This window comes from Microbacterium wangyouchuni, assembly GCF_054072595.1.
On the sequence record NZ_JBSVRM010000005.1, the window covers coordinates 327,436 to 352,852 of the forward strand.

Sequence of the window (25,417 nt, forward strand, 5' to 3'; positions counted from 1 at the left end):
CACAGGCCGCCCCGCACCTGATATTTAAGAAGGAGGGCGCGTGGACGCCATCTTCGGCAACCTCGACTTGTGGCGCGAGGGTATAGCGAACACGCTGTTGGTGTTCTTCTTCGGCGGGATCATCGCGCTGGTGCTGGGCACCATCGTCGGCGCGATGCGCGTCTCGCCTGTGCCGGTCGCGCGTGCCGTCGGGACGGCGTACGTCACGTTAGTGCGCAACACCCCACTCACGCTCGTCTTCTTCTTCTTCGTTTTCGGTTACAGCGCGCTTGCGCTGCCCACGCTGTCCAATACCGTGCTCGGCATCCTGGCGATCGGCACGTACACGGCGACCTACGTCGCCGAAACCCTGCGCGCAGGCATCAACACTGTGCCGGTCGGGCAGGCCGAGGCTGCTCGCGCGATCGGGTTGCCGTTCGGTCAGGTCATGACTCAGGTTGTTCTTCCCCAGGCTTTCCGGTCGGTCGTGCCTCCGATGATGAGCGTGTTCATCGCTCTGCTGAAGAACACCACCGTCGCCGCTGGGTTCTCGATCGCAGTGCTGCCGCAGCTGCAGGCGACGATCTCCAACTCGCACACGCGTCCGGGTACCCCGATGGAAGTTTTGCTCTGGGTCGCCGCCATCTTCGTCGCTCTGGTCATGCTGTTGACCTGGTTGCAACGAACTCTTGAGAATCGCTGGAGGATCGTCCGATGACTTCCGTTCTCTTCGACGTCCCCGGCCCCCGCGCCCGTCGTCGAAACATGATCCTCGCGATTGCGACGGTCGGCCTCGTCGTCGCGGTCATCGCGTTCCTCATCTGGCGCCTTTCGCTGACCAATCAGTTCAGTGCCACGAAATGGAGCGTGTTCACCTACACCGCTGTGTGGATCTCGATCGGCGAGATGCTGCTGAACACGCTTCGCGCGTTCGCACTCGCTGCCGTGCTGAGCCTCGCGCTCGGATTCGTGCTGGCGATCGGGCGCATGTCCGATCACTCCTGGGTGCGCGTGCCGGTCACGGTGATCACGGAAGCATTCCGTGCGGTGCCCGTGCTCGTCATGATGATGATTCTTTACTACGGTCTGCCCACGCTCGGTGTGAAGGTGGATCCGTACTGGGCGGTCGTGGTCGCGCTCATGGTTTACAACGGCTCAGTGCTCGCCGAGGCACTGCGTGCCGGCATCGAATCTCTGCCCCGTGGGCAGAAAGAAGCCGGTTTCTCGATCGGACTGCGCAAGAGCGGTGTGATGACGCTGATCCTGCTGCCGCAGGCAGTGCGCGCCATGCTGCCCGTGATCGTGGCGCAGCTGGTTGTGACGATGAAGGACACCGCCCTGGGGTTCATCATCACCTACCAAGAACTGCTGTATTACGCGAAGCTCCTCAGCTCTCAGCCGGGGCGTCCCATTCTGCAGGCGGCCCTCGTCATCGGTGGCATCTACATCGTGATGTGTCTGATCCTGTCGGGCATTGCGAAGTGGGCAGAGATCAAAACGCGCCACTCGCCGAAGCTCAAGGCGCTCGCGGCCGACAACGCAGCGGTTATGCACGAGGGCACTGATACCGAGCTCATCGCAGCGCAGAAGCCGGCGACGGACTTCGATCAAGGTGGATCCGGGCTCGGCGGCACCCGCTAGTTCGGCCATCGGATCCCATGCACGCCAGTAGACTCATGTCTTGTGTCTGACGCTCCTGAAATCACGCCCGAGGCGGTGGAAACCGCCGTGGCAGCCGCACTCGCTGCCATCGGCGCCGCTGCCAGTACCGCAGAGCTGAAAGCAGCTCGTTCCGCGCACGTCGCCGAGGGATCGCCGCTGGCGGTTTTGAACGCTTCGATGCGTCAGGTCGCACCCGAGCACAAGGCCGCTTTTGGCAAACTCGTGGGACAGGGCCGCGGTCAGGTCACGAAGGCGCTCGCGGCTCGTGAAGCAGAACTCGCCGAGCTGGAGACGGCTGCCCGCCTCGAGTCAGAGCGCGTGGACATCACTGCTGTTTCGTCACGCACGCGCGTCGGCGCGCGGCATCCGCTCATGCAGTTGCAGGATGACATCTCCGACATCTTCGTCAGCATGGGCTGGGAGGTCGCGGAAGGACCGGAGCTCGAGCACGAGTGGTTCAACTTCGACGCGCTCAACTTCGACGTTGATCACCCCGCACGCCAGATGCAGGACACCTTCTTCGTCGATCCGGTCGATCGTCATCTCGTCATGCGCACGCACACAAGCCCCGTGCAGGTGCGCTCGATGCTCGACCGTGAGGTGCCGATCTATGTGCTGTGCCCCGGTCGGGTTTACCGCACCGACGAGTTCGACGCCACGCACCTGCCGGTGTTCACTCAGGTCGAGGGACTGGTCGTAGACAAGGGCATCACGATGGCCCACCTCAAAGGCACGCTCGATCACCTCGCCAAGCAGCTGTTCGGCGAGGAGGCGAAGACCCGTCTGCGTACGAACTTCTTCCCGTTCACCGAACCCTCGGCCGAGTTCGATCTGTGGCACCCGACGTTCACGGGCGGTGCCCGCTGGATCGAGTGGGGTGGTTGCGGCATGGTCAACCCCAATGTGTTGCGCGCAGCGGGAATCGACCCAGACGTTTACAGCGGCTTCGCATTCGGCATCGGCGTCGAGCGTGCGCTGATGTTCCGCAGCGACGTACAAGATATGCGCGACATGGCCGAGGGCGATGTCCGTTTCAGCGAACAGTTCGGGATGGTGGTGTGATGCGCGTCCCGCTTTCGTGGTTGCGTGAGTACGTGGATGTGGCACCGGATGCCACTCCTGAGGATGTTCTCGAGACTCTGGTGTCGGTGGGCTTCGAAGAGGAGGAGATCCACGGTTTCGAGATCTCCGGCCCCGTCGTCGTGGGGCAGGTGCTCTCCTTCGAAGAAGAGCCGCAGTCCAACGGCAAGACGATCCGCTGGTGCCAGGTGGACGTCGGCCTCGATAACGGAGGTGTCCGCGGCATCGTCTGTGGTGCGAGCAACTTCGCCGTCGGCGACAAGATCGTCGCGACGTTGCCCGGCTCTGTGTTGCCCGGCCCATTCCCGATCGCGGCGCGCAAGACCTACGGTCACGTTTCTGACGGCATGATCGCTTCGGCCCGCGAGCTGGGGCTCGGGGATGAGCACGACGGCATCCTCGTCTTGGCCTCGCTGGGTATCGACGCTCCTGTCGGCACGGACGCGATCGAGCTTCTCGGCCTGGACGACGTCGCCGTCGAGATCAACGTCACCCCTGACCGCGGCTACGCATTCTCCATCCGCGGCGTTGCTCGCGAGTACTCGCATGCAACCGGCACGGACTTCCGCGATCCGGCTGAGCACGAATGGGCCGACGTCGAGCCCGGCACCGGCTTCCCGCTTGCGGTCGATGCCCAGCCGCTGCGCGAGAACCCTGCGGTGCAGGAGTTCGTCGTGCGCATCGTGCGCGATGTCGATCCGTCTCGTCCCACGCCGCCGTGGATGATCGCGCGGCTGTCGCTCGCCGGCATCCGCTCGCTCGGTGTGCTGATCGACATCACCAACTACGTGATGCTCGAGCTCGGCAACCCGATCCACGGCTACGACCTCGACAAGCTCTCCGGCGGTATCACTGTGCGTCGCGCGCAGCATGGCGAGACGATGAAGACGCTGGACGGTCAGGAACGCACCCTCCACGTCGAAGACCTGCTCATCACAGACGACTCGGGCCCGATCGGCCTCGCCGGCGTCATGGGCGGCGGCACGACGGAGATGGGCGCTGAAACGCGCAACGTACTCGTTGAAGCGGCGATCTTCGATCCCATCTCGATCGCGCGCAGCGCCCGTCGTCACAAGCTTCCCAGCGAAGCATCCAAGCGCTTCGAACGCGGTGTCGACCCGCTGGTGCCCTTCGTGGCCGCTCGCCGGGTCGCCGACCTTATGGTCTCCCTCGCCGGCGGACGAATCGATGAGGTCGGTGGGGCGCTGTTCTCTGACGTCTCCATCGATGGCATCGATCTTCCCGCCGAGTTCGTCCCCGACCTCATCGGTGTCGACTACACCGATGAGGAGATCGTCGGCGCACTCGAGACGATTGGTGCAGAGGTCACTGAGACCGCTGAGGGCTGGCAGGTCATCCCGCCGAGCTGGCGACCCGATCTCACCGACAAGTGGACGCTGGCCGAAGAGGTTGCGCGTATCCATGGCCTCGACCGCATTCCATCGGTGCTGCCGACGCCGCCGTCCGGTCGAGGACTCACCGTGCTCCAGCAGGGCCGTCGTCGTGTCGCGAACGCGCTAGCGGCGGCGGGTCTCGTCGAGACGCCGGCCTTCCCATTCACGACCGAGCAGCAGAATCACCTGCACGGGTCGGCGTCGGGGGAGCACCTGCCCAGCATCCGAATGGCGAACCCGCTGGATGGACAGTCGCCGTTCCTGCGCCGTTCGCTGGTGCCTGGTCTGCTTCAGATTGCGCACCGCAACATCGCGCGCGGTCTGACCGATCTCGCGATCTTCGAGACCGGCCTGGTGTTCCTTCCCGAACCCGGCGTCGTCTACGGCACCGATGAGGTGCCGCCGTTGGGCGTACGACCCGCGGATGAAACACTGGCCGCGTTGAACGCCTCCATCCCTCCGCAGCACCGTCACGTGGCAGCACTCTTCACCGGCAACGTGTCCGCACGCCAGCCGGGTCGCGATGCCGAGCCGGCTGGCCTGTCGGATGCTCTGGATGCTGTCCGCGTGATCGCTGTTGCTGCCGGAGTGGAGATCGACGTCGTGCAGGGTGAGCGTGCGGCGTTGCATCCCGGGCGCACGGGCGTGCTCAGCGTCGGTGACACCGAGGTGGGCTACGTCGGTGAGCTGCACCCGAATGTTTCAGCTGACGCGGATCTTCCCGGCCGCGCCGTCGTGCTCGAGCTCGATCTCGACCGCATTCTGTCGCTCGCGGGTTCGCGCGTCGTCGCCGAGTCGCTGTCGACGTATCCTGCGGCAACGCAGGACGTATCGCTCGTCGTCCCGGCAACGGTGACCGCAGGCGAACTGCGTGCAGCTCTCGTGGAAGGTGCGGGTGAACTGCTCGAATCGTTGCGTCTGGTCGACGACTACCGCGGTCAGGGCGTTGATGACGGGCAGAAGAGCCTGACATTCGCGCTGCGCTTCCGCGCCGACCGTACGCTGACTGCCGCCGAAGCAACCGAAGCGAAGCTCGCCGGTGTCGCTGTGGCGACCGAGCGGTTCGGCGCGACTCTGCGCGAGTGACTCTCGTTGTGAAGTGACTCTCGGGTTGAGATGATGAGCGCCGGTGTTCCGTGAGGGATGCCGGCGCTCCTGTCTGGTCGAGTTTCCGCAAGCGGATAGTCGCGCCTGATGACCGCGGTAAAGTGCCAAGATGAGGAATCGCACGAGCTCGATACTCGTCGTCGTGGTTCTGGCTCTCACGATGACCGGGTGCAGTGGGACTTCGAACAACACTGACGCCTGTCGGGATCTGCTGAACATCCAGGGTGAACTTGACCTGCTCGTGGGCGAATCGCCTGAGGCATCAGCTCAGCTTGATCAGCTCGAAGATGACGCCAGAAGCATTGACGCCGAGGGAGACGTCAAGATCGCTGCGACGTCGCTGGGCAATGCGGTGGCGGACTGGTCTGACGCGCTGGCAGTTGCGGCCGAAGGCAGTACGACTGACAACCCGGTGAGTTCCGCTGACGCTGTCGCTTATGTCGACGCGGGCGTCGACGTGAGGAACGCGTGCGGCCAATACCTCCCATGAAGCGTCGCACAGCGTCCAGAGGCGAAAGGCCACGCCGGATACGCCCGCTCCGCCTCGGTGTGACTCTGCTGGTCGGCGCCCCAGTCGCCGTGTTTCTTGCGTGGCCGCAGGCTTTCGGGATGCAGACGTCGCTCCCCGTGGCGCAGCTCATCGCATTCCGTGCGCCGCTCGCACTGCTTCTCGGGACCGGAGCTGTTCTCATCGCAACGGTCGATGTGTTCAGACGACAGTGCGGAATCGCCGCGGGAGTCGCAATCGTTCTCGGTCTGGCATCAGTCGCCAATGGCGGTATCTTGCTCTCCCGTGGGTTCGAGGCCGCGATTCCGGACGGTGATCTGACCGTCATCGCGTGGAATACCCAGGGTGGCGCTGCATCCCCGAAGAGCGTCGCGCGACTCATACTGGCGACCGAGGCAGACATCGTGAGCTTGCCCGAGATGGATGATCTCGCAGCGTCGGAAGTGGCGCGGCTGGTGGCGAAAGACGGACACCAGATGAAGGCCGCGACCACGTACGGAGAAACTGGCGATTCGTGGATCCCTACATCCGTGCTCATCCACGATGACCTCGGCGACTATCGAGTCGACACGTCGGCGGGCTCGACGCCCGGGTTACCGAGCGCCGTGTGGCGTTCCGTGGACGGAACCGGGCCGACGATCGTCGCAGCTCACCCGTCGCCTCCACTTCCCGAGAGCATGGATGAATGGCGATCAGGGCTGCAGTGGATCGCCGCGCAATGCGACGCTCCCGAGGTGATCGTCGCGGGCGACCTCAACGCGACTGTCGACCATCTGTCCGGATTAGGTACCGGAGATGCGCTCGTCGGCGACTGCCAGGACGCGGCGGTAATGGCCGGCGCCGGAGCGATAGGCACCTGGCCAACGTCCGCGCCGGCCTGGCTCGCAGCACCGATCGATCACGTGCTGTTTGGAGCCGCGTGGACCGTTCGGGGAGTCCAAGTCGTCACATCACTGGACGAGGCGGGCGCCGATCATCGCCCCATCGTCGCGGTACTCGACGCGAGATAACGGACAGAGCCGCTACATGGCAGTATCACGCCGCGGCCAGCTGGCGCGCGACGGGTTCCCTGAGGCGCACAAGCCCAGGCAACACCGTGGCGGATGCCGTGAGCACCAGACCGAGCGCAGCCAACAGCGATGCGGCACCGACATCGACCACGGGAATTGCGGGGATGAACCGAGCCAGCGCGGTGGCCGCCACAACAGCGGTGCCGACGAGGACGAGACCGGCGAGCAGACACGCGGTCACCACATGGATGACGCCCTGCCACAGTGCTGACGCGAGGACTGTGCGCTCGGTCGCCCCGCTCGCCCGCAGCAGTGCTTGCTCGGCGCCCTGAGTGCGGTTGCTCATGAAGATCACCACGGCCGCGCCGACTGTTCCGAGCAGCACCGGTCCGCCGACCAGCAGCATCACCTGCATGATGTCCAGATCAAAGTTTCCGCCGAGGCCGGCGGCATCCATGGCGGCATTCGTCGTGGCAGACATCGTCATGAGACCGCCCAGCAGGGAAGCGCCGACGAACAGCGGGGTGATCGACGCGGTGCTGCGACTCAGATGGTAACGGGCCTGATGGCGAGCGAGATACCACGATGTCGAGGCACGTGCGGGGATGACGGCGGTCCAGCCCCGCAGCACGAGCGGGTACAGCACCGGGCCTGCTGCAGCGACGATCATCATCAAAAACGCAGGCAGCAGCGGAAACTGCGAGATCACGGTACTGCGTGCCTCAGCCCGAAGCGGCGCGATCACTCCGGCTCCTGCAGCGAAGAGCACGATGAGAAACAGCACCCATCGCCACCACCGCATCCGCTTCGCCTGCGGTTCAGGATCGCGCAGTGCCGCGAGCGGGGGTGTGCGCCCGGCGGACACCGCTGCGCGCAATCCGCCCAGGAGCGTGACGATCACTGTGAGTGGGATGACGATGCAAGCAGTGAAGGTCCCCGGGGTGATCGTGGCATCGGCCCACCAGCCGGTGTCCTGGGCGAAAACGGCGTTCAGGAACGCGGGAACGATCGCAATCGATGCAGCGTAACCAAGAACTCCGCCGATGACACCCATGCACGCCAGCTGCACGAGGACAACGGTCGATGTCTGTGCGGGCCCGACACCGCTCAGCTGCCAGCGCGCGTACACCGGGCGATGCAGATCGACAGCGAGGCGTGCGATCGCAGCGATCACGATCGCGCCGCCGGGGATGTTGAATATGAGCAGGACCGACAGGAAGCTTGTCGATGCCTCGAGAATCTCTCCGCCTTCGCGCAGTCCGCGCTCCAACATCGCGATGGCCACTGAGAACGTCAGCGCGCTGATGGTTGTCACGGCGATGAGCCCTGCCCAACTGGCCCATCCGCGTCGCAGCTCCGCCCACAGCAACCGGGTCACGCGACGACCCCAGCGACATCGGCTGCGCCAATCGGCGCCTGCATCACGGACAGGATCTCTGACGCCGTGGCCTGAACCAACGGCGCCACGATCACGCCGTCGCGCAGTATGAGGGTGCGGTCGGCGCGAGCCGCGGCATCCAGATCATGCGTCACCAGCACGACGCTGCGATCACCGCTCGCGTGCTCGCGCAGGAGATCCAGTACCTGCACGCCCGTCGCCGTGTCCAAAGCTCCGGTGGGCTCATCGGCGAAAACGACATCCGGTTGTGCGGCGAGCACGCGTGCGATGGCAACTCGCTGCTGCTGACCGCCCGACAGTGCCCCGGGCAGCTTCCTGCCGTGATCCGCCAACCCGACAGCGGCCAGCGCGGCCTGCACATCCGGTGTTCGTCGACGTGCTAATCGTGCGGGCAATGCCACGTTCTCACGCACGGAGAGGGAAGCGATGAGGTTATAGCTCTGGAAGACGAAGCCGATCCGGTTGCGGCGCATCCGCGCCAAACGCGCTGGTGAGGCGTTGTCGATCCGTTCCCCGACGACCGTGATCTCACCGCTGTCGATGCGCTCGAGACCTGCCAAGCAGTACAGCAGCGTCGACTTTCCCGATCCGCTGGGCCCGACGATGCTCAACATCTCACCCGGTGCGAGATCGACGTCGATACCCCGCAGCACCGGGGTGGAGCGCCCGCCGCGCACAGTAAAACTTTTGGTCACGCCGCGGGCGCGCAGAGCGGGAGCAGCGGGTATCGGCGGGGAAGTCTGTGTCATGCATCCAGTCCATTCCGGTTACGGCAGGTGCACACCAGCCTGGGGACGCGGACGAGGGTAGACCTGGCGCTACCTTCAGGCGGTTTCGCGGTCGACGGGCTGTGCGGATGCATAGGCTGAACGCATGCGCGCATCGACGATCTGGCAGGGGCTCATGCTGCCGCCCTGGCGCTTCGTCATCTCGCGCTGGCCGTGGTTGGCGCTCGTGCACGTGGTTCTCACGTCGGCTCTGTTCCTGATCACGCTGCCCGTGGTGGCCTTGACGGTGATCGCTCTGCCGCTGTCGGCGATCCTTCTCGCTGCTCTCGAAAGACGTCGCCTGCGGATGCTGGGCGCACCGCGCCGCACCAGCGGCCATGTGCGCATTCCCCGCGAAGAACGTCACAACTGGCTGAACGTCCGGCTCACGGAGCCCGCCACCTGGCGGGAGACCGCGGCGTTGCTGGCAGGTCTCGTGATCGGAGCGCTCGCGCTGGCGCTATTGATCCTGCAGCTCGTCGCCGTCGCGATGCTGATCGCGCTCGCGGTATTGGGCTACAGCCGTCCGCCCGCTGAGGTGAACCTGTTCGAGGATGTCTGGATCTCAGTCGGCGCGGAGAGCTGGTGGCATCCGCTGCCGTGGTTGCCGCTGATCATGCTGATCATGGCGTATGCCAATGCTGCGCTCGCCGCGTTGCATGCGAGTGTGATCGGCTGGCTCATCGCACCTCGTGCGGAGGAGATCGACCGCCGTGTCGAACAGCTCACTCGGTCTCGGGCGGCCATCGTCACGGCGCATGAGGTCGAGCGTCGGCGCATCGAGCGTGACCTCCATGACGGCGTTCAGCAGGAACTCGTCGGCATCGCTGCGCGCCTCGGCTTGCTCGAATTGGAACTTGCCTCTCGCGACGTGGATGCTGCACAGCGGGCGCTGCGCACCGCACAAAATCAGACCGAGCGCGCGCTGGCGAGACTGCGAGAGACCGTGCGCGGCATCCATCCGGCGGTGCTCACCGACCACGGGCTTCTGAGCGCGCTCGAAGAGCTGGCTGGGCGCAGTGCCCTGCCGCTGCAGATCACGGACAACGGATTTCCTCGGCTGTCGCCCGCAGCCGAGGCCGCGGGGTACTTCCTGGTGTCGGAAGCGCTGACCAACGCCGCCAAGCACACGGTCGCGTCACGGGTCGCTGTCGAGCTCGGCCTCGACGGCGGGATCGCGTATGTCTCGGTGACGGACGATGGTCACGGCGGTGCGGATGCAGCAGGGGGGACCGGGATATCCGGACTGGCAGGACGAGCGGAGTCCCTCGGAGGCGCACTGACGCTGACCAGTCCCGTGGGTGGCCCGACGGTGCTGCGCATGGATCTTCCCGTCGCGGACTTCGCAGACACGAGTGACCGGAACGGGGGAGCGGATGCGAATCCTCCTCGCCGATGACGCGACGCTGCTGCGGGAAGCGTTGAGCGCGCTGCTGGAGCGGCTTGGACACGAGATCGTGGCGACGGCGTCTGACGCTCCGGAGCTGCTGCACACTTACGCGGCGCTCGACACCCGGCCCGAACTCGTCATCACCGACGTGCGGATGCCGCCTGACGGCACAGATGACGGCCTACGTGCGGCGCTGCAGATCAGAGCCGCACATCCGGCGCAGCCCATCCTCGTGCTGTCGCAGTATGTTGCGAACCGTTATGCCCGGGAGTTGCTCATGCTCTCCGAAGGTGCGGTGGGTTACGTGCTGAAGGAAAGAGTGAACCGCGTCGCGGACTTCGATCGTGCGATGAGGACCGTGGCCGACGGGGGCACGGTCATCGACCCCGAGGTCACCCGACACCTGCTGCGGACAGGATCGTCGGGACCGCTGGACGCGCTCACGCCGCGCGAGCGAGAAGTGCTCGCCCTCATGGCAGAGGGCGCCTCGAACAGTGAGATCGCGGCGCAGCTGTTTCTCAGCGACGCGGCAGTGCGTAAGCACGTCGGCAACATCTTCGCCGGGTTGGGCCTGAGCCCGGCGGATGAGAACCGTCGGGTGCGCGCGATCCTGTTGTTCCTGCAGAATCAGCGGTAGTGGCTGCGGCGAACATCGGTGCATACCAGAATGGGATGCACAAGGGTAGAATCATCGCATGAGCACGCAAATCGCAGTTCGGTTGCCAGACGACACCGTCTCCCAGATGGATGCTCTTGTGGCTGCGGGCGACGTCGCCAATCGCACAGAGCTGGTGTCTGTCGCGATTCAGCGCGAGTTGAGGCGCCGTGCGGCAGAGCGTGACGCCTCAGTTCTTCGAGCCAAGGGTGCGGACGATGATCTTGACGGCCTTGTCGACTGGGCGACTGGCCATTTCCAGATCGAGCGCGACTGATGCGAGAGATCTGCCTCGCGCGTCTCGACAAGACTCGACCGGTGGTTGTGCTCACCCGTGAAGCAGTTCGTGCAGCGATGACGAAGGTGACGGTCGCGCCCATCACTTCGACAGTGAAAGGCCTCAGCAGCGAGGTACCGGTGGGGCGTGAGAACGGTCTCGATCATGAGTGCGCAATCGCGCTGGACAATACCGTGACGATTCCGACATCCGCTCTCGGACGCACGATAGGTTTCCTGACCGAGTCGCAGGAATCACAGCTCGCCACCGCGGTATCACTCGCTTTCGATCTCGACCAGTAGCGCTGGGTCTCGCGCGATTCACGCTCCGCTAGGGCGTTCTTCGCCGCGCCGACCGAGGCACGCTGACACAGCGTTGATTTGCGGATGTTGCGGCCGCGGGTCTATTCTCGCCACATGCCTTCGGCCGCATCCGCCTCTCTGACGCTCGCTCCGAGCGTCATTGCCGTGCGCCGACGCCGCAGCCGTCTGGGCGGCCGCCGACTGTAGGCGACCCCCGCGTTCCCCGCACGCCGATCTGTCGGTTCAGCGGGTCGAGCACCGGTGTCGCCGCCTTCGGCCCCGTCCACAGCTCTGTCGAAGAGCCACCGACCGTTAAGGTAGAACCATGACGTATACCGTCGCCGTCTCCGGCGCATCCGGCTATGCGGGCGGCGAGATCCTGCGCCTGCTCGCAAGTCACCCCGACATCGAGATCCGTACTGTGACCGCGCACTCCAACGCCGGCCAGCCACTGATCCAGCATCAACCACACCTGCGTTCGCTCGCACACCTGACGTTGCAGGACACCACCCCAGACATCCTTGCTGGGCACGACATCGTCTTCTTGGCGCTTCCACATGGACAGTCCGGTCAGTACACGGATGCCCTTGACGATGTTGCGCTGATCATCGACGCCGGCGCTGACCACCGTCTGACGTCGCAGGAATCCTGGGACGCGTTCTATGGCGGCGACTTCCATGAGCCGTGGGAGTACGGAGTTCCAGAGCTGCTCGTGGGCGATAGTAAGCAGCGCGAAATTCTGCGCGGCGCGAAGCGCATCGCCGCTCCGGGGTGCAACGCCTCCACCGTGAGCCTGAGCCTCGCACCGGGCGTTGCCGCCGGTGTCATCGACCCCAGCGACATCGTCACCGTCCTTGCTGTCGGGCCGTCGGGCGCGGGAAAGAGCCTCAAGACGAACCTCCTCGCCAGCGAGATCCTCGGCAGCGCGAACCCTTACGCGGTCGGTGGCACGCACCGCCATATCCCCGAGATTCGCCAGGCGCTCGCCGCGGCATCCGGAGCTGACCCTGACGGCATCCGCATCTCCTTCACTCCGGTGCTCGTGCCGATGGCACGCGGGATCCTCGCCACCTCCACCGCACGGATCATCGATGGCGTCAGCGACGATGAGATCCGGGCCGCATGGCACAGCGCGTATAGCGATGAGAAGTTCGTTCAGGTGCTTCCTGAGGGCCAGTTCCCGCGCACGGCCGATGTCATCGGCGCCAACACCGCCCTGATGGGACTGGCGATTGACCGTGCCGCCGGCCGCGTCACCGTCGTCACCGCGGTCGATAACCTCGTCAAGGGCACCGCCGGTGCCGCCATTCAATCCATGAACCTCGCGCTGGGCCTTCCCGAAGACCGCGCACTCTCAGTGAACGGAGTGGCACCATGAGCGTCACCGCACCCCAGGGATTTGAAGCAGCCGGCGTCGCCGTAGGTCTCAAGTCCACCGGAAAGCCCGATCTCGCCGTCGTCGTCAACCGCGGGCCCCGCAAGATCGGTGCGGCGGTCTTCACGAGCAACCGGGCCAAAGCGAACCCCATCATCTGGTCGCAGCAGGTCATTCTCGACCGCACCGTTGAGGCGATCGTGTTGAACTCCGGCGGCGCGAACTGCTTCACCGGCAGCTTTGGATTCCAGACCACCCACCAGACGGCAGAGAAAGCCGCAGAGCTCCTCGACGTCAGCGCCGGCGACATTCTGGTCTGCTCCACCGGACTCATCGGCACGGGAGACCAGGCGTTCCGCGACAAGGTGCTCACCGGTACCGAGCAGGCGATCGCCGAGCTCAGCGCCGACGGCGGCGATGCGGCAGCACACGCCATCATGACCACCGATACGGTCGCGAAGACCGCCGTCGTCTCGCGAGACGGCTGGACGATCGGTGGCATGGCCAAGGGGGCGGGGATGCTCGCACCTGGGCTTGCCACCATGCTCGTCGTGATCACCACCGACGCCGACCTTGAAGCCCTCGAGGCTGACACAGCGCTTCGCCGGGCCACCGGGCAGACGTTCGACCGCCTCGACTCCGACGGCTGCATGTCGACGAACGACCAGGTGACGCTCCTGGCCAACGGCGCCAGCGGCATCCGTCCTGACCTCGATGACTTCACCGCAGCCCTCATCGAGCTCAGCGATCAGCTCGCGATCAAGCTGCAGGGTGATGCTGAGGGCGCAAGCCACGACATCACGATCCGCGTCACGAACGCTGCCACCGAGCAGGAAGCCGTGGAAGTCGGCCGCTCGGTCGCACGCAACAACCTCTTCAAAGCCGCGATCTTCGGCAATGACCCGAACTGGGGCCGCGTGCTCGCCGCGATCGGCACGACTAATGCGCAGTTCGACCCGTACAACGTCGATGTCTGGATGAACGGCGTGCGCGTCTGCTCCGAGGGAGCACCCGACCGGCCTCGCGAGGACGTCGACCTCACTCCGCGCGCCACCGATCTGCTCATCGACTTGCAGATGGGTGATGCCGAAGCGACGATCCGCACCAACGACCTCACGCACGACTACGTCCACGAGAACAGCGCGTACGCCTCATGACCGATATTCAGGACACCACCCCCGACATCGCGGCCGATAAGGCGACGACACTGATCGAGTCACTGCCGTGGCTGAAGAAGTTTCGCGACCAGATCGTGGTCGTCAAATACGGCGGCAACGCCATGGTCTCGGACGAACTGCAGGAGGCATTCGCCCAGGACATCGCCTACCTCCGTTACGTCGGCGTGCAGCCGGTCGTGGTGCACGGTGGTGGGCCCCAGATCTCGAACATGCTCGATCGCCTCGCGATCCCGAGCGAGTTCAAGGGCGGGTACCGTGTCACCAACACCGAGGCGATCAGCGTCGTGCGCATGGTGCTCACCGGCCAGGTGAATCCGCAGTTGGTCGCCAAGATCAACTCGCACGGCCCGATCGCCACCGGACTCAGCGGTGAGGATGCCGGTCTCTTCGGCGGTCGTCGGCGCAGCGTCGTCGTTGACGGCGAGTCGGTTGACCTCGGCCGCGTGGGTGATGTCGTCCAGGTCGACCCCACGGCTGTCCTTGACCATCTGGCTGCCGGTCGTATCCCGGTGATTTCCAGCATCGCCCCCGACCTCGACAACCCGGGGCAGTCGCTCAACGTGAATGCTGATGCCGCGGCATCCGCTCTAGCCGTCGCATTGAACGCGGCCAAGCTGGTCATCCTCACCGATGTGGCCGGGCTCTACGCGGATTGGCCTAACCGTGATTCGCTCGTCTCGCACATCACGTCGACCGATCTCGAAGCGATGATGCCGAAGCTCGAATCGGGGATGATCCCGAAGATGCGCGCATGTTTGGAAGCCGTCGAAGGCGGCGTCGACGCCGCGGCGATCATCGACGGGCGATTGCCGCACTCGGTACTCGTGGAACTATTCACCAGCAAGGGAATTGGAACTGAAGTGGTTTTGGGAAATTCGGGGGTGACGGCATGACCGTCTGGCAGGATGACGCAGCACGTGATCTCGTATTCAACGCGGGTGACCGATTCGCGCTGCTCACTCGTGGTGTGGGCTCGTACCTCTGGGATGGCGACGACAAACGCTATCTGGACTTCCTCGCCGGTATCGCTGTCACATCTCTCGGCCACTCCCATCCGGTGTTCGTCGAGGCGATCTCGAAGCAGGCAGCCACGCTCTCGCACGTCTCGAACTATTTCGCGACTCCGCCGCAGCTCGAACTCGCCGCTCGCTTGAAGCGCCTCGCCGGTGCCGGCATCGACGGTCGCGTGTACTTCTCCAACTCCGGTGCCGAGGCTAACGAAGCAGCCTTCAAGCTGGCGCGTCTGCATGGCGGCGTCGAGCGTCCGCGCATCCTGGCTCTGGAGAACGGCTTCCATGGCCGCACGATGGGATCCCTCGCGCTGACTGCGAAAGAGGCATACCGCGTGCCGTTCGAGCCGATGCCCGGGGGAGTAGAGCACATCCCCGCGACGCTGGAAGCACTCGAAGCAGCGATGGATGACCGGGTTGCAGCGGTGATCGTCGAGCCCATCCAGGGCGAAGCCGGTGTCGTCGAACTTCCGGCCGGCTACCTCGAGGCCGCCCGTTCACTCACGCTGAAGCATGGCGCGCTGCTGATCATCGATGAGATCCAGACCGGAGCCGGTCGCACCGGAGCCTGGTTCGGATTCAGCCACGAAGGCATCACCCCGGATGCCATCACCCTGGCCAAGGGGATCGGCGGAGGATTCCCGATCGGCGCTCTGGTCACCTACGGCTCGGCCAGCGCGCTGTTCACCCCGGGCTCGCACGGTTCAACTTTTGGCGGAAACCCACTCGGAACCGCCGTGGCCAACGCCGTGCTCGCCGAGATCGAGAGCACCGGCCTCGTTGAGAACGCTGCCGTGCGCGGTGCACAGCTGCGTGAACGGATCGAAGACCTGAACTCCCCGCTCATTGACAGCACCCGCGGACGCGGTCTGCTGATCGGCGTCGTCCTGACTCAGCCCATCGCCGGTGCGATCGTTTCGGCGGCTCAAGAGCGCGGGCTCATCATCAACGCGGCCAACCCTGAGACGATCCGTCTCGCCCCCGCGCTGAACATCGGCGACGCCGAGATCGAAGAATTCATCACGCTGTTCGCTGCCACACTCTCCGATGTACAGGCGAGCCTGGCAGCATCCGAATCCGGAAAGGTATCCGTATGACCCGTCACCTGCTGCGCGACGACGATCTCACCCCAGCAGAGCAGGCGGAGATCCTGGATCTCGCCGTCGAGCTGAAGAAGGATCGCTGGGCCGACAAGTCGCTTGCGGGCCCGCAGACTGTCGCCGTGATCTTCGACAAATCGTCCACGCGCACCCGCGTGTCGTTCGCGGTGGGAATCGCCGATCTCGGCGGATCGCCGCTGATCATCTCGACCGCGAACAGCCAGCTCGGTGGCAAAGAGACTCCGTCTGACACGGCCCGCGTGCTGGAGCGTCAAGTAGCGGCGATCGTCTGGCGCACATATGCGCAGTCCGGACTCGAGCAGATGGCCGAGGGCACGCGAGTGCCGGTGGTCAACGCGCTGTCGGATGACTTCCACCCCTGCCAGCTGCTGGCCGATCTGCTCACGATCCGTGAGCACAAGGGAGCGCTCAAGGGATTGACGCTGACCTTCTTCGGCGACGGTGAGAGCAACATGGCTCACTCCTACGCTCTGGCTGGTGTCACTGCGGGGATGCACGTGCGCATCGCGTCACCGGAATCGTATGCTCCGCGCGCAGACGTCATCGCCGATGCGCACCGGCGCGCGGCGGAAACCGGCGGATCGATCACCCTCTTCGCCGACCCGAACGAGGCCGCGGCTGGAGCCGACGTCATCGTCACCGACACCTGGGTGTCGATGGGCAAGGAAGAGGAGAAGCTCGCGCGCATTCGCGACCTCGGCGGCTACAAGGTGGTCCCCGAGACGATGGGCCTGGCCGACCCGGAAGCGATCTTCATCCACTGCCTGCCGGCAGATCGTGGCTACGAGGTCGACTCGGAAGTCATCGACGGCCCGCAGAGCGTCATCTGGGACGAGGCAGAGAACCGTCTGCACGCGCAGAAGGCGCTCCTGGTCTGGCTGCTGCGTCAGAGCTGAGCATCCACGATGCCGAGCACGCGCTCCCGGGTACCTCGACAGAGGTCGAAGGGGCGCGTGCATCTGAATCTTGACCGACTGAACGGACCGCGCCGTTTGGCCGGCGTCGATCTTGCCCGAGGTCTTGCCGTGCTCGGGATGCTGGCTGCTCATCTGCTATGGACCGGTGAGGTAGCGGAGTGGGACGAGCCGTCGACCTGGACGGCGATCGTCAACGGGCGCTCATCGATCCTGTTCGCAACTCTCGCCGGGGTATCGATCGGTATCCTCACGGGCGGTCGAGGACCGCTCTCGCCGGAGCGCATGAGCGCCGCATGGGCGAGGATCGCGATTCGTGCCGGCATCCTGCTGGCGATCGGAATCCTGCTGATCGTGACCGGCGTCCCCGTCTACGTCATTTTGCCGGCCTACGCGATCCTGTTCGTGCTGGTGCTGCCCTTCACCACGATGTCAGCTCGAGCGCTGCTGTTCACCGCTGCAGGCATCGGCATCCTCATGCCGTTCCTGCAACCGGTGCTCAACGAGCTCCCGTTCTGGGCCTCGAACCTGGGCGGCGACGTCGCACTGGCGATCGGATGGAATTACCCGTTCACCCTCTGGATCGCCTTCGTCCTTGCCGGCCTCGGCGCAGCGCGCGCTGACCTGAGGGTCAAGAGAGTGCAGATCCGGATGCTGGTGACAGGCGCGGTGGTGTCCGGGGCCGGTTACGCCCTGGCTTTCCTGCCCGCACCGGGTGAGGGGCCGTATTGGGACGCGGTATGGACTGCCGCACCGCATTCATCCGGGGTGTGGGAGGCCGTCGGATCCGGCGGATTCGCCATCGCTGTCATCGGTGCCTGCCAGGTGTTGTGTCGGGTACCGGCGGTGAAACTGATCACCCTCCCGCTGCGCGCGACCGGAGCCATGCCGCTGACGGCATACTCCGCACAGTTGGTGGCCTGGGCGATCATCGCCGCAATCGCCTTCGGCGACACATCCGATCTGGGCGGATTTCGTGAGCTCGAACCTTTCTGGCCGTTCGTCGGGGTGACGCTCCTGGGCGCGACGGTGTGGGCAGTACTGATCGGCCGTGGACCACTGGAATGGGTGCTCGACCGCTCGACGCGTTCCGTCGGCGGGTCAGCGTCACGCCGGTAGGCTGGAGGAATGAGCGAGGCGAAGCACGACGGTACAAACGAGGGCGCGCTGTGGGGCGCACGATTCGCAAGCGGACCCGCACCGGAGCTGGTCGAACTCAGCCGCTCGACGCACTTCGACTGGATCCTTGCGCCCTACGACATCGCCGGATCTCACGCGCATGCCAAGGCACTCGCTGCAGCGGGCTATCTAGAACCCGACGAAGAGCAACAGATGCATGCGGGCTTGGACGCTGTGGCACGCAAGGTCGCCGACGGAACTCTGGTGCCCGCACCTTCTGACGAAGACGTGCACGGCGCACTCGAGCAGGCGCTGATCGCCGAGCTCGGCGCGGAACTGGGCGGACGACTCCGCGCCGGACGCAGCCGCAACGACCAGATCGCCACACTCGTGCGGATGTACCTGATCGACCACGCCAAGGTCATCGCCCGCGACATCCTGCGCGTCATCGACGCCCTGGTGGCGCAGGCCGAAGCTCATCCCGACGCCATCCTCCCCGGCCGCACGCACCTGCAGCATGCGCAGCCGGTGCTGCTCGCCCATCACCTGCAGGCGCACGCCTGGCCGCTGGTGCGCGAGCTGGAGCGCCTCGTCGACTGGCGCCGTCGCGCCGGAGTGTCGCCCTACGGCGGTGGGGCGTTGGCAGGTTCCACGCTGGGGCTCGATCCTGAACTCGTTGCGCGTGAACTGGGCCTTGACCGCCCGGCGGAGAATTCGCTTGATGGCACGGCTGCACGCGATGTCGTGGCGGAGTTCGCCTTCATCACGGCGATGATCGGCGTTGACCTGTCCCGGCTCAGTGAGGAGATCATCCTCTGGAACACGCGTGAGTTCGGTTTTGTCACGCTGGATGACAGTTACTCGACTGGCTCGAGCATCATGCCGCAGAAGAAGAACCCTGATATTGCCGAGCTCGCGCGCGGCAAGTCGGGCCGGCTGATCGGAAATCTGACCGGCCTCATGGCGACGCTCAAGGGCCTGCCGATCGCGTACAACCGCGACCTGCAGGAGGACAAAGAGCCGGTCTTCGACTCGGTGAACACACTCGAGGTCGTCCTGCCCGCCTTCGCCGGCATGATCGCAACACTCACCTTCGACACTGCGCGGATGGCAGAGCTTGCCCCGCAGGGCTTCTCCTTGGCGACGGACGTCGCCGAGTGGCTGGTCAAGCAGCGGGTTCCGTTCCGTGACGCCCATGAGATCTCCGGTGCCCTGGTCAAAGCATGCGAGTCTCAGGGGATCGGCCTCGAGGATGCTACCGACGACCTGCTCGCGCAGGTCTCACCGCACCTGAAGCCTGAGGTGCGTGAGGTGCTCAGCATCGAAGGTTCCGTGGCGTCGCGTACTGGTGCCGGCGGAACCGCGCCCGTGCGTGTGGCCGAGCAGCGTGCCGAGCTCGTCGCCCGTACTCAGGCAGCGGCACACCAGCTCGGACTGTAATACCGGCGGTCAGTGCAGCGTGGCGTCCGCTGCGCTGTGCTCCCAGCGGGTAAACCGCACCGAGAGTGCCGCGTTGGTGGGCGCTGCGAGGAACGGACCGGCGGATGCCACGGCATCCCCGTCGAACGGTGCCACGCGCACGAGCCGCCACTGACCGGCGTCGGCCCGAGCACGCACAATCAGCGCATCTTTCCAGCGGCTGACGCGCACCGTGATCTCGGCGCTCTGCCATTCATCTATGTAGCCGACCGACCAATCCGAGCGGATGTTCGTGACCACGGCGCCGAGCCCGAGATGACCATCGGCGAACTCAACCCCGGCCTTCATCCAGTGCTCGTCGTCGATCTGCACGAACACCCCGGCCTGATCGAACTCGCCGGTCCACTCCGCGTTAAAGGTGACCTCCATCGCGTCTCCCACGGCGAATGGCGCCAGCAACGCGTGGGCACTGTCGTGCACGAAACCGTAAGCGGTGTGGCGCCAGGCGTCGCTTCCCTCGACGGCAGTGACCTGCAGTACACCGTTGTCGAGCGTGGCAGTTTCAGCGGGCGGGGTGGTCCAACGCCCCTCGTTCCAAGCGATCATGCTCGTCACCATAGCGGGAAGATGCTCTTGCCGCCGTGCGGATACATTGAGATACTTGCCGCTAAGTATCCAGAAGTATCTCGGAGGTTCTTGTGCAACCCAGCCCGTATACGCCCGGTGAGATCGCCCGCGCAGTTCCGGGGCGCGGTGAGCTGATCGAGGAGTTCACCGAACGCCTCTCGCTCATGGTGGATCTGCAGCGATTGATCGGACGCATCCACGTGGCGTTCGGGGAACGCGGTATCGGTAAAACCTCGCTGCTGCGCGCGTATCAGCGTCTCGCTGAGGAACGCGAGGTCCTGTGCATCTGGATCACAGCGGGGGAGCCGGACGGCCTGATCGCACAGATCATCGAGGGCATCCGTGAAGCCACGAGCAGCTGGCCGCAGGCCGCCGCCAAGACGATCCGTGAACACCTTGACGAGCTCACCGTCACCCTCGCGGTTCCCGGCATTGCATCGGTCAGCGCGAAGACCAAATCCTCGACGACCACCGACCGTGTCGGTGCCCGCGCACTCGAGAAGCTGATCCACGCGACTACCGAGGATCGCAAGCGTGTGAAGGCTCTCGTCCTGTTCATCGATGAGGTGCAGTCGGCTGATGCCGACGGCATCCGAACCCTGGCCTACGCTTGGCAGCATCTGCAGGCGGAGCATCCGAGTATTCCCGCGGCCGTGCATGCGGCGGGCCTCCCCAACGCGCCCGAGCAGATTGCGGATGCTGTCACCTTCAGCGAACGCTTCGCCTACCGTCCGCTGGAGATGCTGTCGGTCGGTGCGCAGGTGGCAGCGCTGCGCGATCCGGCAAGCGAACTGCAGGTCGAGTGGGAACCGGATGCTCTGGAACTGGCCGCGCAGCTCGCTGCCGGCTACCCCTACGCCGTGCAGCTCTACGGCGATGCCGCTTGGATCGCCGCCGGAAGACCGGATGCCGGCGGCACGATCACCCAGGACGATGTCAAGAAAGCGCGCACGAGTGTCGATCGTGATCTGCGCAACCTCTTCGCCGCACGCTGGGCGAACACGACGCCGAATCAGCGACGGTTCCTCATCGCCGTCGCGTGGCTGCAGGAGAAGAACGCCCAGGTAGACAGAGCCGATCTGGCGGATGTGCTCGAGGTGAGCTCGCGCAGCCTTTCCTCGGTGCGCGCCCGACTCATCGCGAAAGGTTTGATCCATTCGGAGGGGCACGGGCGGGTGACGATCCCGGTGCCCGGATTCGCCGGCTACATCCGCGAACTCGAAGACGACCCGCGGTGACCGAGATGCTTCGCCCGCGCTGATAATCTGGAACGCGTGTCCAATACTGATCTGATGACTGCCCCCGTGGCGATCGACCCCGCGTTCGAGAACGTGTGGGACGAACTCGTCTGGCGTGGCCTCATCCACGTGTCCACTGACCAGGAGGCGCTGCGCGCCCTTCTCGGCGGGGACCCGATCACGTATTACTGCGGATTCGATCCGACCGCGCCGAGCCTGCACCTGGGTAATCTCGTGCAATTACTGACGCTGCGTCGCATCCAGCTTGCCGGCCACAAGCCGCTCGGCCTCGTCGGCGGATCCACCGGACTCATCGGTGATCCTCGGCCGACGGCAGAGCGCACTCTGAATACGCCGGAGACCGTCGCCGAGTGGGTCGGGCGTCTGCGCGCCCAGGTCGAGCGCTACTTGAGCTTCGACGGCGACAACGCCGCCCGCATCGTCAACAACCTCGACTGGACCGCGCCGATGAGCGCGATCGACTTCCTGCGCGAGATCGGCAAGCACTACCGTGTTGGCACGATGCTGAAGAAGGATGCTGTCGCTGCGCGCCTGAACTCCGATGCCGGCATCAGCTACACCGAGTTCAGCTACCAGATCCTGCAGGGCATGGATTTCCTGGAGCTGTACCGCCAGTACGGCTGCGTGCTGCAGACCGGGGGAAGCGACCAGTGGGGAAACCTCACCAGTGGCACCGATCTGATCCGTCGTGTGGAAGGCACATCGGCGCATGCGATCGGCACGCCTCTGATCACGAACAGTGACGGAACCAAGTTCGGTAAGAGCGAGGGCAACGCGATCTGGCTGGATGCGGAGATGTGCAGCCCCTACCGGATGTACCAGTTCTGGCTGAGTACCGCGGATGCCGACGTGATCGAGCGTCTCAAAGTCTTCACGTTCCTCACGAAGGCAGAGATCGAGGAGTACGCGGTGCTCGTCGAGAGCGAGCCGTTCCGCCGCGCCGCGCAGAAGCGTCTTGCGCTTGAAGTGGTTGCGACCGTCCATGGGTCGGACGCAACGGCAGCTGTCATCGCGGCATCGGAGGCGTTGTTCGGCCAGGGCGATCTGACCGCGCTGGATGCCTCGACTCTGCGCAGTGCGCTGGATGAGCTCCCGCACGCAATGGTCGAAGCGGGAAGTCCTGTCGTGGACTCACTGGTCGCCACTGGTTTGGTGACGAGCCTGTCTGAGGCACGCCGCGCGATCAAGCAGGGTGGTGTCTCGCTCGACGGCGTGAAGATCGAGGACGAGGCGGCCGTCGTCACCGGAACCCTTCCCGGCGGTGTCTCGGTTCTGCGACGCGGAAAGAAGACACTCGCAGGCGTCTTTCTCAGCTAGAGCATGCCGTTCACCCCGAGCCACGCGGTCATCGCACTTCCTTTTGTGCGTACGCCGCTGGTGCCGGCGGCCATCGCGATCGGGGCGATGACCCCTGATCTGCCGTTGTTCCTGCGCGGCGTGGGGGTCACCTACACCTTCACGCACACCATCGCGAATCTCGTATGGACCGCGCTCCTCGCGCTCGTACTCTTCCTGGTGTGGCGGGTATTGCTCCGGCCGGCTGTTGCGGAGCTGTCACCGACGTGGCTTGCCGAACGGCTGCCCGAGGAATGGTCGAGCGGCGGGTGGGATGCTGTTCGGCGGGCCGTCGGCATGGGGGAGCGTCGTAGCTATCCACTGCTGCTCGCAGTTTCGGTGCTGCTGGGAGTGCTCTCGCACATTGTGTGGGACATGTTCACGCACGAGGAGCGGCTGGGGAGCGAACTTCTCCCTGTTCTTGCCGATCAGTGGGGACCGCTGCAGGGTTTCAAATGGCTGCAGCATGGTTCGAGTATCGTCGGGCTGTTGATCATCGCGATCTGGGCGCTGCTCTGGTTACGTCGAACCAAACCGGGAGGCGTGGTGAGGCAGATGCTTCCCCACTGGGTGCGCGTGGCCTGGTGGATTTCGCTCCCCGTCATCCTCATCGGATCATGGGTGATTGGCTACGTCGTGTTCGGGCCCTTCACCGCGGAATTCACGATCCGGCACCTCGCTTACCGTGTGCTGCCACCAGCGTGTGGGTTCTGGGCGATGCTCACTCTCGCCCTGTGTGTGGTCCTCACCACTGTGGCGCGTCGCGGCCCCACGGCCGGGGCGGCGCGAAGCTGAACCCGGGCAGCACCGGCGCAGCAGTGATGAGCGCGTGGCCATCAACACTGAAATTCTGAGTGTGCATGGCCGGGTCGATCTCTCGTTCTCGTTCAGGGGCATCACGCCTCGGCATTCCGAGCAGCTCGGCGGCGATGCGACGCAATGACGTGGTGATGTGCCACGTTCCTCCTTCGTGAACGCGCCGATCTACCACTGCGCACACGGCGGACGCCAGCAGATAGCCGGCGCTGTGATCGAGAGCCTGCGCAGGAAGTGCGCCGGGAACTTCACCGTCGGCCGATTCGATCAGTGCGATTCCGGATTCCGCTTGCACGAGGCTGTCGAAGCCCGCGCGGTCTGGTTGATCCAGCTCCCACGCGCTCAACTGCACGATGATCAGCCCGGGATATCGCTCGCCGAGTTGGCCGGGGGAGAGCCCGAGGCGTGCAAGGGCTGCCGGGCGGTAGCCGAGCACAACGACATCCGCTTCCTCGAGCAGTGCGGTCATCTGTTCGGATCGTGCGTCAAGAAGAGTTGTCCGCTTGCCGTGGCCGGTATCGAGGTGCTGCCATTCCGGCTCCGGAATGTGAGGAGGATCGATGCGCAGAACATCGGCACCCAGCAGAGCGAGAGTGCGAGTGCAGACCGGGCCGGCAATGGCACGCGTGAGGTCGAGAACGCGGATGCCGACCAGCGGTGCTGCCTGAGCTGCTGTTTCGGAGGTTAATCTCGACGCCCTGGGCCTTGACGGTGCCTTGGGTCTTGTCGGTGCCTCGTTGCCAATGCGACGGATCTCGACGAGGGGTCGCGATCGCAGTGCCGCGTCGTACTGCGGATTCTCGCGGGCGACAGCGACGGCCAAGCCTCCTGCGCGGGTGATGCGTTCGACGGATTCTTGAACGGATGCCGTAGCGAGCGTCGATCGCAGATCATCGGCACTCGCACCCTCAGTCAGGTCAAGACCGAGGCAGAGGGCGCGGGCATGATGCGGATAGTTGCCATGGGTGCGTACCCAGCCGTTCTTCGTCTGCCAGAAACCGGAGAATGGCGACCACACGGTTGGCTGCTCACCATCGATGCGGAACAGCCGGTCGCTGCGGTACGCCATCGCGATGCGATCGGGGTCAAGCTGCGGAGCACGACTGATGCCGGCGCAGTGCAGAACCGCGGCGACACTGGCCCATGCCAGATCTCCGGTCGCAAGACGAGAAGGGAGAGGGACTTCTCGCCGAGGGAATGCCCCAGTCTCCGCGCTGGTAGGGAGCGAATCCATGGCACGATCGTACGCCTCAGCGAACGGATCGGAGCAAGAAAATGGGCGTGACCTGGGGAGAAGCGTTCCAACGTCCGCTCGGACACGCCCGGGGAGCTGCCGTGATTTGCCCGACCTTCAGATCCCGCGTAAGTTATTACTTGTTCGCCCCACAGGGTTGAGACAGGGCCAAGGCCCAGCTCCCCTCAAGTGGCAAACCACATCCCAACTCAGAAGATCACCTCGGTGAGACGCTGAAGCGGGATGCTCTGTGGTTCCACAGATCGCGTCGAGTTCGCTCGAGTCGCCGATTTGACAAGCGGATGCCACGGGGTAAGATAGAGAAGTTGTCTCGAAGCGCATCAGCGCTTCCGATAACATCTCGAAATCTGGGCCTTACGGCGTGTCGATTTGACAAGCTGAACGGCACGGATAAGATAGAGAAGTTGCCCTTCGGGCCTGGTTGTGATGACTGGGTCGGGGGAGCATCCGATCCTTGAG

At 64.9% G+C, this 25,417-nt stretch carries 24 protein-coding genes; 20 read left to right on the forward strand and 4 right to left on the reverse strand.

Going from position 1 to position 25,417, the window contains the following annotated elements; translation table 11 throughout:
* Positions 1–40 precede the first annotated feature (40 nt).
* The 6 genes from ACW5CM_RS11160 (at position 41) to ACW5CM_RS11185 (ending at position 6,740) form a co-directional block, all read left to right on the forward strand.
* Positions 41–697, forward strand: a complete 657-nt coding sequence (locus ACW5CM_RS11160) for an amino acid ABC transporter permease (RefSeq protein ID WP_438255193.1) — start codon at positions 41–43, stop codon at positions 695–697.
* Positions 694–1,620, forward strand: coding sequence for an amino acid ABC transporter permease (locus ACW5CM_RS11165; RefSeq protein ID WP_457125029.1), 927 nt, complete (start codon positions 694–696; stop codon positions 1,618–1,620). The genes ACW5CM_RS11160 and ACW5CM_RS11165 overlap by 4 nt, the downstream gene beginning before the upstream one ends.
* Positions 1,621–1,662: 42 nt before the next feature.
* Complete coding sequence (gene pheS / locus ACW5CM_RS11170; RefSeq protein ID WP_438255195.1) at positions 1,663–2,703, forward strand: phenylalanine--tRNA ligase subunit alpha; 1,041 nt, start codon at positions 1,663–1,665, stop codon at positions 2,701–2,703.
* The gene (pheT, locus tag ACW5CM_RS11175; RefSeq protein ID WP_457125030.1) at positions 2,703–5,201 is read left to right on the forward strand and encodes a phenylalanine--tRNA ligase subunit beta; all 2,499 of its coding nucleotides are present in this window, start codon (positions 2,703–2,705) and stop codon (positions 5,199–5,201) included. Before pheS ends, pheT begins: the two co-directional genes overlap by 1 nt.
* Before the next feature lie 130 nt (positions 5,202–5,331).
* A complete protein-coding gene (locus ACW5CM_RS11180) occupies positions 5,332–5,712 on the forward strand; it encodes a hypothetical protein (RefSeq protein ID WP_457125031.1) in 381 nt (126 codons plus the stop codon).
* A gap of 119 nt (positions 5,713–5,831) precedes the next feature.
* Complete coding sequence (locus ACW5CM_RS11185) at positions 5,832–6,740, forward strand: endonuclease/exonuclease/phosphatase family protein (RefSeq protein ID WP_457125032.1); 909 nt, start codon at positions 5,832–5,834, stop codon at positions 6,738–6,740.
* A 25-nt stretch (positions 6,741–6,765) separates the two neighbouring features.
* Here the strand turns inward: ACW5CM_RS11185 and ACW5CM_RS11190 are convergent, their stop codons facing one another.
* Both ACW5CM_RS11190 and ACW5CM_RS11195 read right to left on the reverse strand, forming a co-directional pair.
* Positions 6,766–8,118, reverse strand: coding sequence for an ABC transporter permease family protein (locus ACW5CM_RS11190; protein WP_439256061.1), 1,353 nt, complete (start codon positions 8,116–8,118; stop codon positions 6,766–6,768).
* Positions 8,115–8,888 (reverse strand): ABC transporter ATP-binding protein, encoded by a 774-nt coding sequence (locus ACW5CM_RS11195; protein ID WP_457125033.1) that lies wholly within the window; start codon positions 8,886–8,888, stop codon positions 8,115–8,117. The genes ACW5CM_RS11190 and ACW5CM_RS11195 overlap by 4 nt, the downstream gene beginning before the upstream one ends.
* A gap of 124 nt (positions 8,889–9,012) precedes the next feature.
* On the opposite strand from ACW5CM_RS11195, the gene ACW5CM_RS11200 reads away from it, so the two are divergent.
* The 11 genes from ACW5CM_RS11200 to argH all read left to right on the forward strand — a co-directional run bounded on the left by ACW5CM_RS11200 (position 9,013) and on the right by argH (position 19,687).
* Entirely contained in the window at positions 9,013–10,305 is a 1,293-nt protein-coding gene (locus ACW5CM_RS11200; RefSeq protein WP_457125034.1) for a sensor histidine kinase, read from the forward strand.
* Positions 10,283–10,933 carry a response regulator gene (locus ACW5CM_RS11205; RefSeq protein WP_438255205.1) on the forward strand — a complete coding sequence of 217 codons (651 nt, stop codon included), beginning with the start codon at positions 10,283–10,285 and terminating at the stop codon, positions 10,931–10,933. Before ACW5CM_RS11200 ends, ACW5CM_RS11205 begins: the two co-directional genes overlap by 23 nt.
* 58 nt (positions 10,934–10,991) lie before the next feature.
* Positions 10,992–11,228, forward strand: coding sequence for a ribbon-helix-helix domain-containing protein (locus ACW5CM_RS11210; protein WP_438255207.1), 237 nt, complete (start codon positions 10,992–10,994; stop codon positions 11,226–11,228).
* The gene (locus ACW5CM_RS11215; RefSeq protein WP_438255209.1) at positions 11,228–11,530 is read left to right on the forward strand and encodes a type II toxin-antitoxin system PemK/MazF family toxin; all 303 of its coding nucleotides are present in this window, start codon (positions 11,228–11,230) and stop codon (positions 11,528–11,530) included. Before ACW5CM_RS11210 ends, ACW5CM_RS11215 begins: the two co-directional genes overlap by 1 nt.
* A gap of 325 nt (positions 11,531–11,855) precedes the next feature.
* The gene (gene argC / locus ACW5CM_RS11220; RefSeq protein ID WP_457125035.1) at positions 11,856–12,908 is read left to right on the forward strand and encodes an N-acetyl-gamma-glutamyl-phosphate reductase; all 1,053 of its coding nucleotides are present in this window, start codon (positions 11,856–11,858) and stop codon (positions 12,906–12,908) included.
* Positions 12,905–14,062 (forward strand): bifunctional glutamate N-acetyltransferase/amino-acid acetyltransferase ArgJ, encoded by a 1,158-nt coding sequence (gene argJ, locus ACW5CM_RS11225; RefSeq protein ID WP_438255212.1) that lies wholly within the window; start codon positions 12,905–12,907, stop codon positions 14,060–14,062. The genes argC and argJ overlap by 4 nt, the downstream gene beginning before the upstream one ends.
* Positions 14,059–14,976, forward strand: coding sequence for an acetylglutamate kinase (argB, locus tag ACW5CM_RS11230; RefSeq protein WP_438255214.1), 918 nt, complete (start codon positions 14,059–14,061; stop codon positions 14,974–14,976). Before argJ ends, argB begins: the two co-directional genes overlap by 4 nt.
* The gene (locus tag ACW5CM_RS11235; protein ID WP_457125036.1) at positions 14,973–16,190 is read left to right on the forward strand and encodes an acetylornithine transaminase; all 1,218 of its coding nucleotides are present in this window, start codon (positions 14,973–14,975) and stop codon (positions 16,188–16,190) included. The genes argB and ACW5CM_RS11235 overlap by 4 nt, the downstream gene beginning before the upstream one ends.
* On the forward strand, positions 16,187–17,110 hold the full coding sequence (gene argF, locus ACW5CM_RS11240; protein ID WP_457125037.1) for an ornithine carbamoyltransferase: 924 nt from the start codon (positions 16,187–16,189) through the stop codon (positions 17,108–17,110). The genes ACW5CM_RS11235 and argF overlap by 4 nt, the downstream gene beginning before the upstream one ends.
* Positions 17,111–17,167: 57 nt before the next feature.
* Entirely contained in the window at positions 17,168–18,247 is a 1,080-nt protein-coding gene (locus ACW5CM_RS11245) for a heparan-alpha-glucosaminide N-acetyltransferase domain-containing protein (RefSeq protein WP_457125038.1), read from the forward strand.
* A gap of 9 nt (positions 18,248–18,256) precedes the next feature.
* Entirely contained in the window at positions 18,257–19,687 is a 1,431-nt protein-coding gene (gene argH / locus ACW5CM_RS11250; RefSeq protein ID WP_438255220.1) for an argininosuccinate lyase, read from the forward strand.
* Positions 19,688–19,696: 9 nt separating this feature from the next.
* Here argH and ACW5CM_RS11255 read toward each other — a convergent pair whose 3' ends face one another.
* A complete protein-coding gene (locus ACW5CM_RS11255; RefSeq protein WP_438255221.1) occupies positions 19,697–20,272 on the reverse strand; it encodes a DUF1349 domain-containing protein in 576 nt (191 codons plus the stop codon).
* Positions 20,273–20,364: 92 nt separating this feature from the next.
* Between ACW5CM_RS11255 and ACW5CM_RS11260 the strand changes: the two genes are divergently transcribed.
* Genes ACW5CM_RS11260 through ACW5CM_RS11270 form a run of 3 tightly spaced genes read left to right on the forward strand, consistent with a single transcriptional unit; the run spans position 20,365 to position 23,682 of the window.
* Positions 20,365–21,531, forward strand: coding sequence for an ATP-binding protein (locus tag ACW5CM_RS11260; RefSeq protein WP_457125039.1), 1,167 nt, complete (start codon positions 20,365–20,367; stop codon positions 21,529–21,531).
* Positions 21,532–21,585: 54 nt separating this feature from the next.
* The gene (tyrS, locus tag ACW5CM_RS11265) at positions 21,586–22,869 is read left to right on the forward strand and encodes a tyrosine--tRNA ligase (RefSeq protein WP_457125040.1); all 1,284 of its coding nucleotides are present in this window, start codon (positions 21,586–21,588) and stop codon (positions 22,867–22,869) included.
* 3 nt (positions 22,870–22,872) lie between these two features.
* Positions 22,873–23,682, forward strand: a complete 810-nt coding sequence (locus ACW5CM_RS11270; protein WP_457125041.1) for a DUF4184 family protein — start codon at positions 22,873–22,875, stop codon at positions 23,680–23,682.
* On the opposite strand, the gene ACW5CM_RS11275 is transcribed toward ACW5CM_RS11270, so the two are convergent.
* Positions 23,633–24,937, reverse strand: a complete 1,305-nt coding sequence (locus ACW5CM_RS11275; protein ID WP_457125042.1) for a CoA transferase — start codon at positions 24,935–24,937, stop codon at positions 23,633–23,635. The two genes, ACW5CM_RS11270 and ACW5CM_RS11275, sit on opposite strands and share 50 nt — an antisense overlap.
* Positions 24,938–25,417 lie beyond the last annotated feature (480 nt).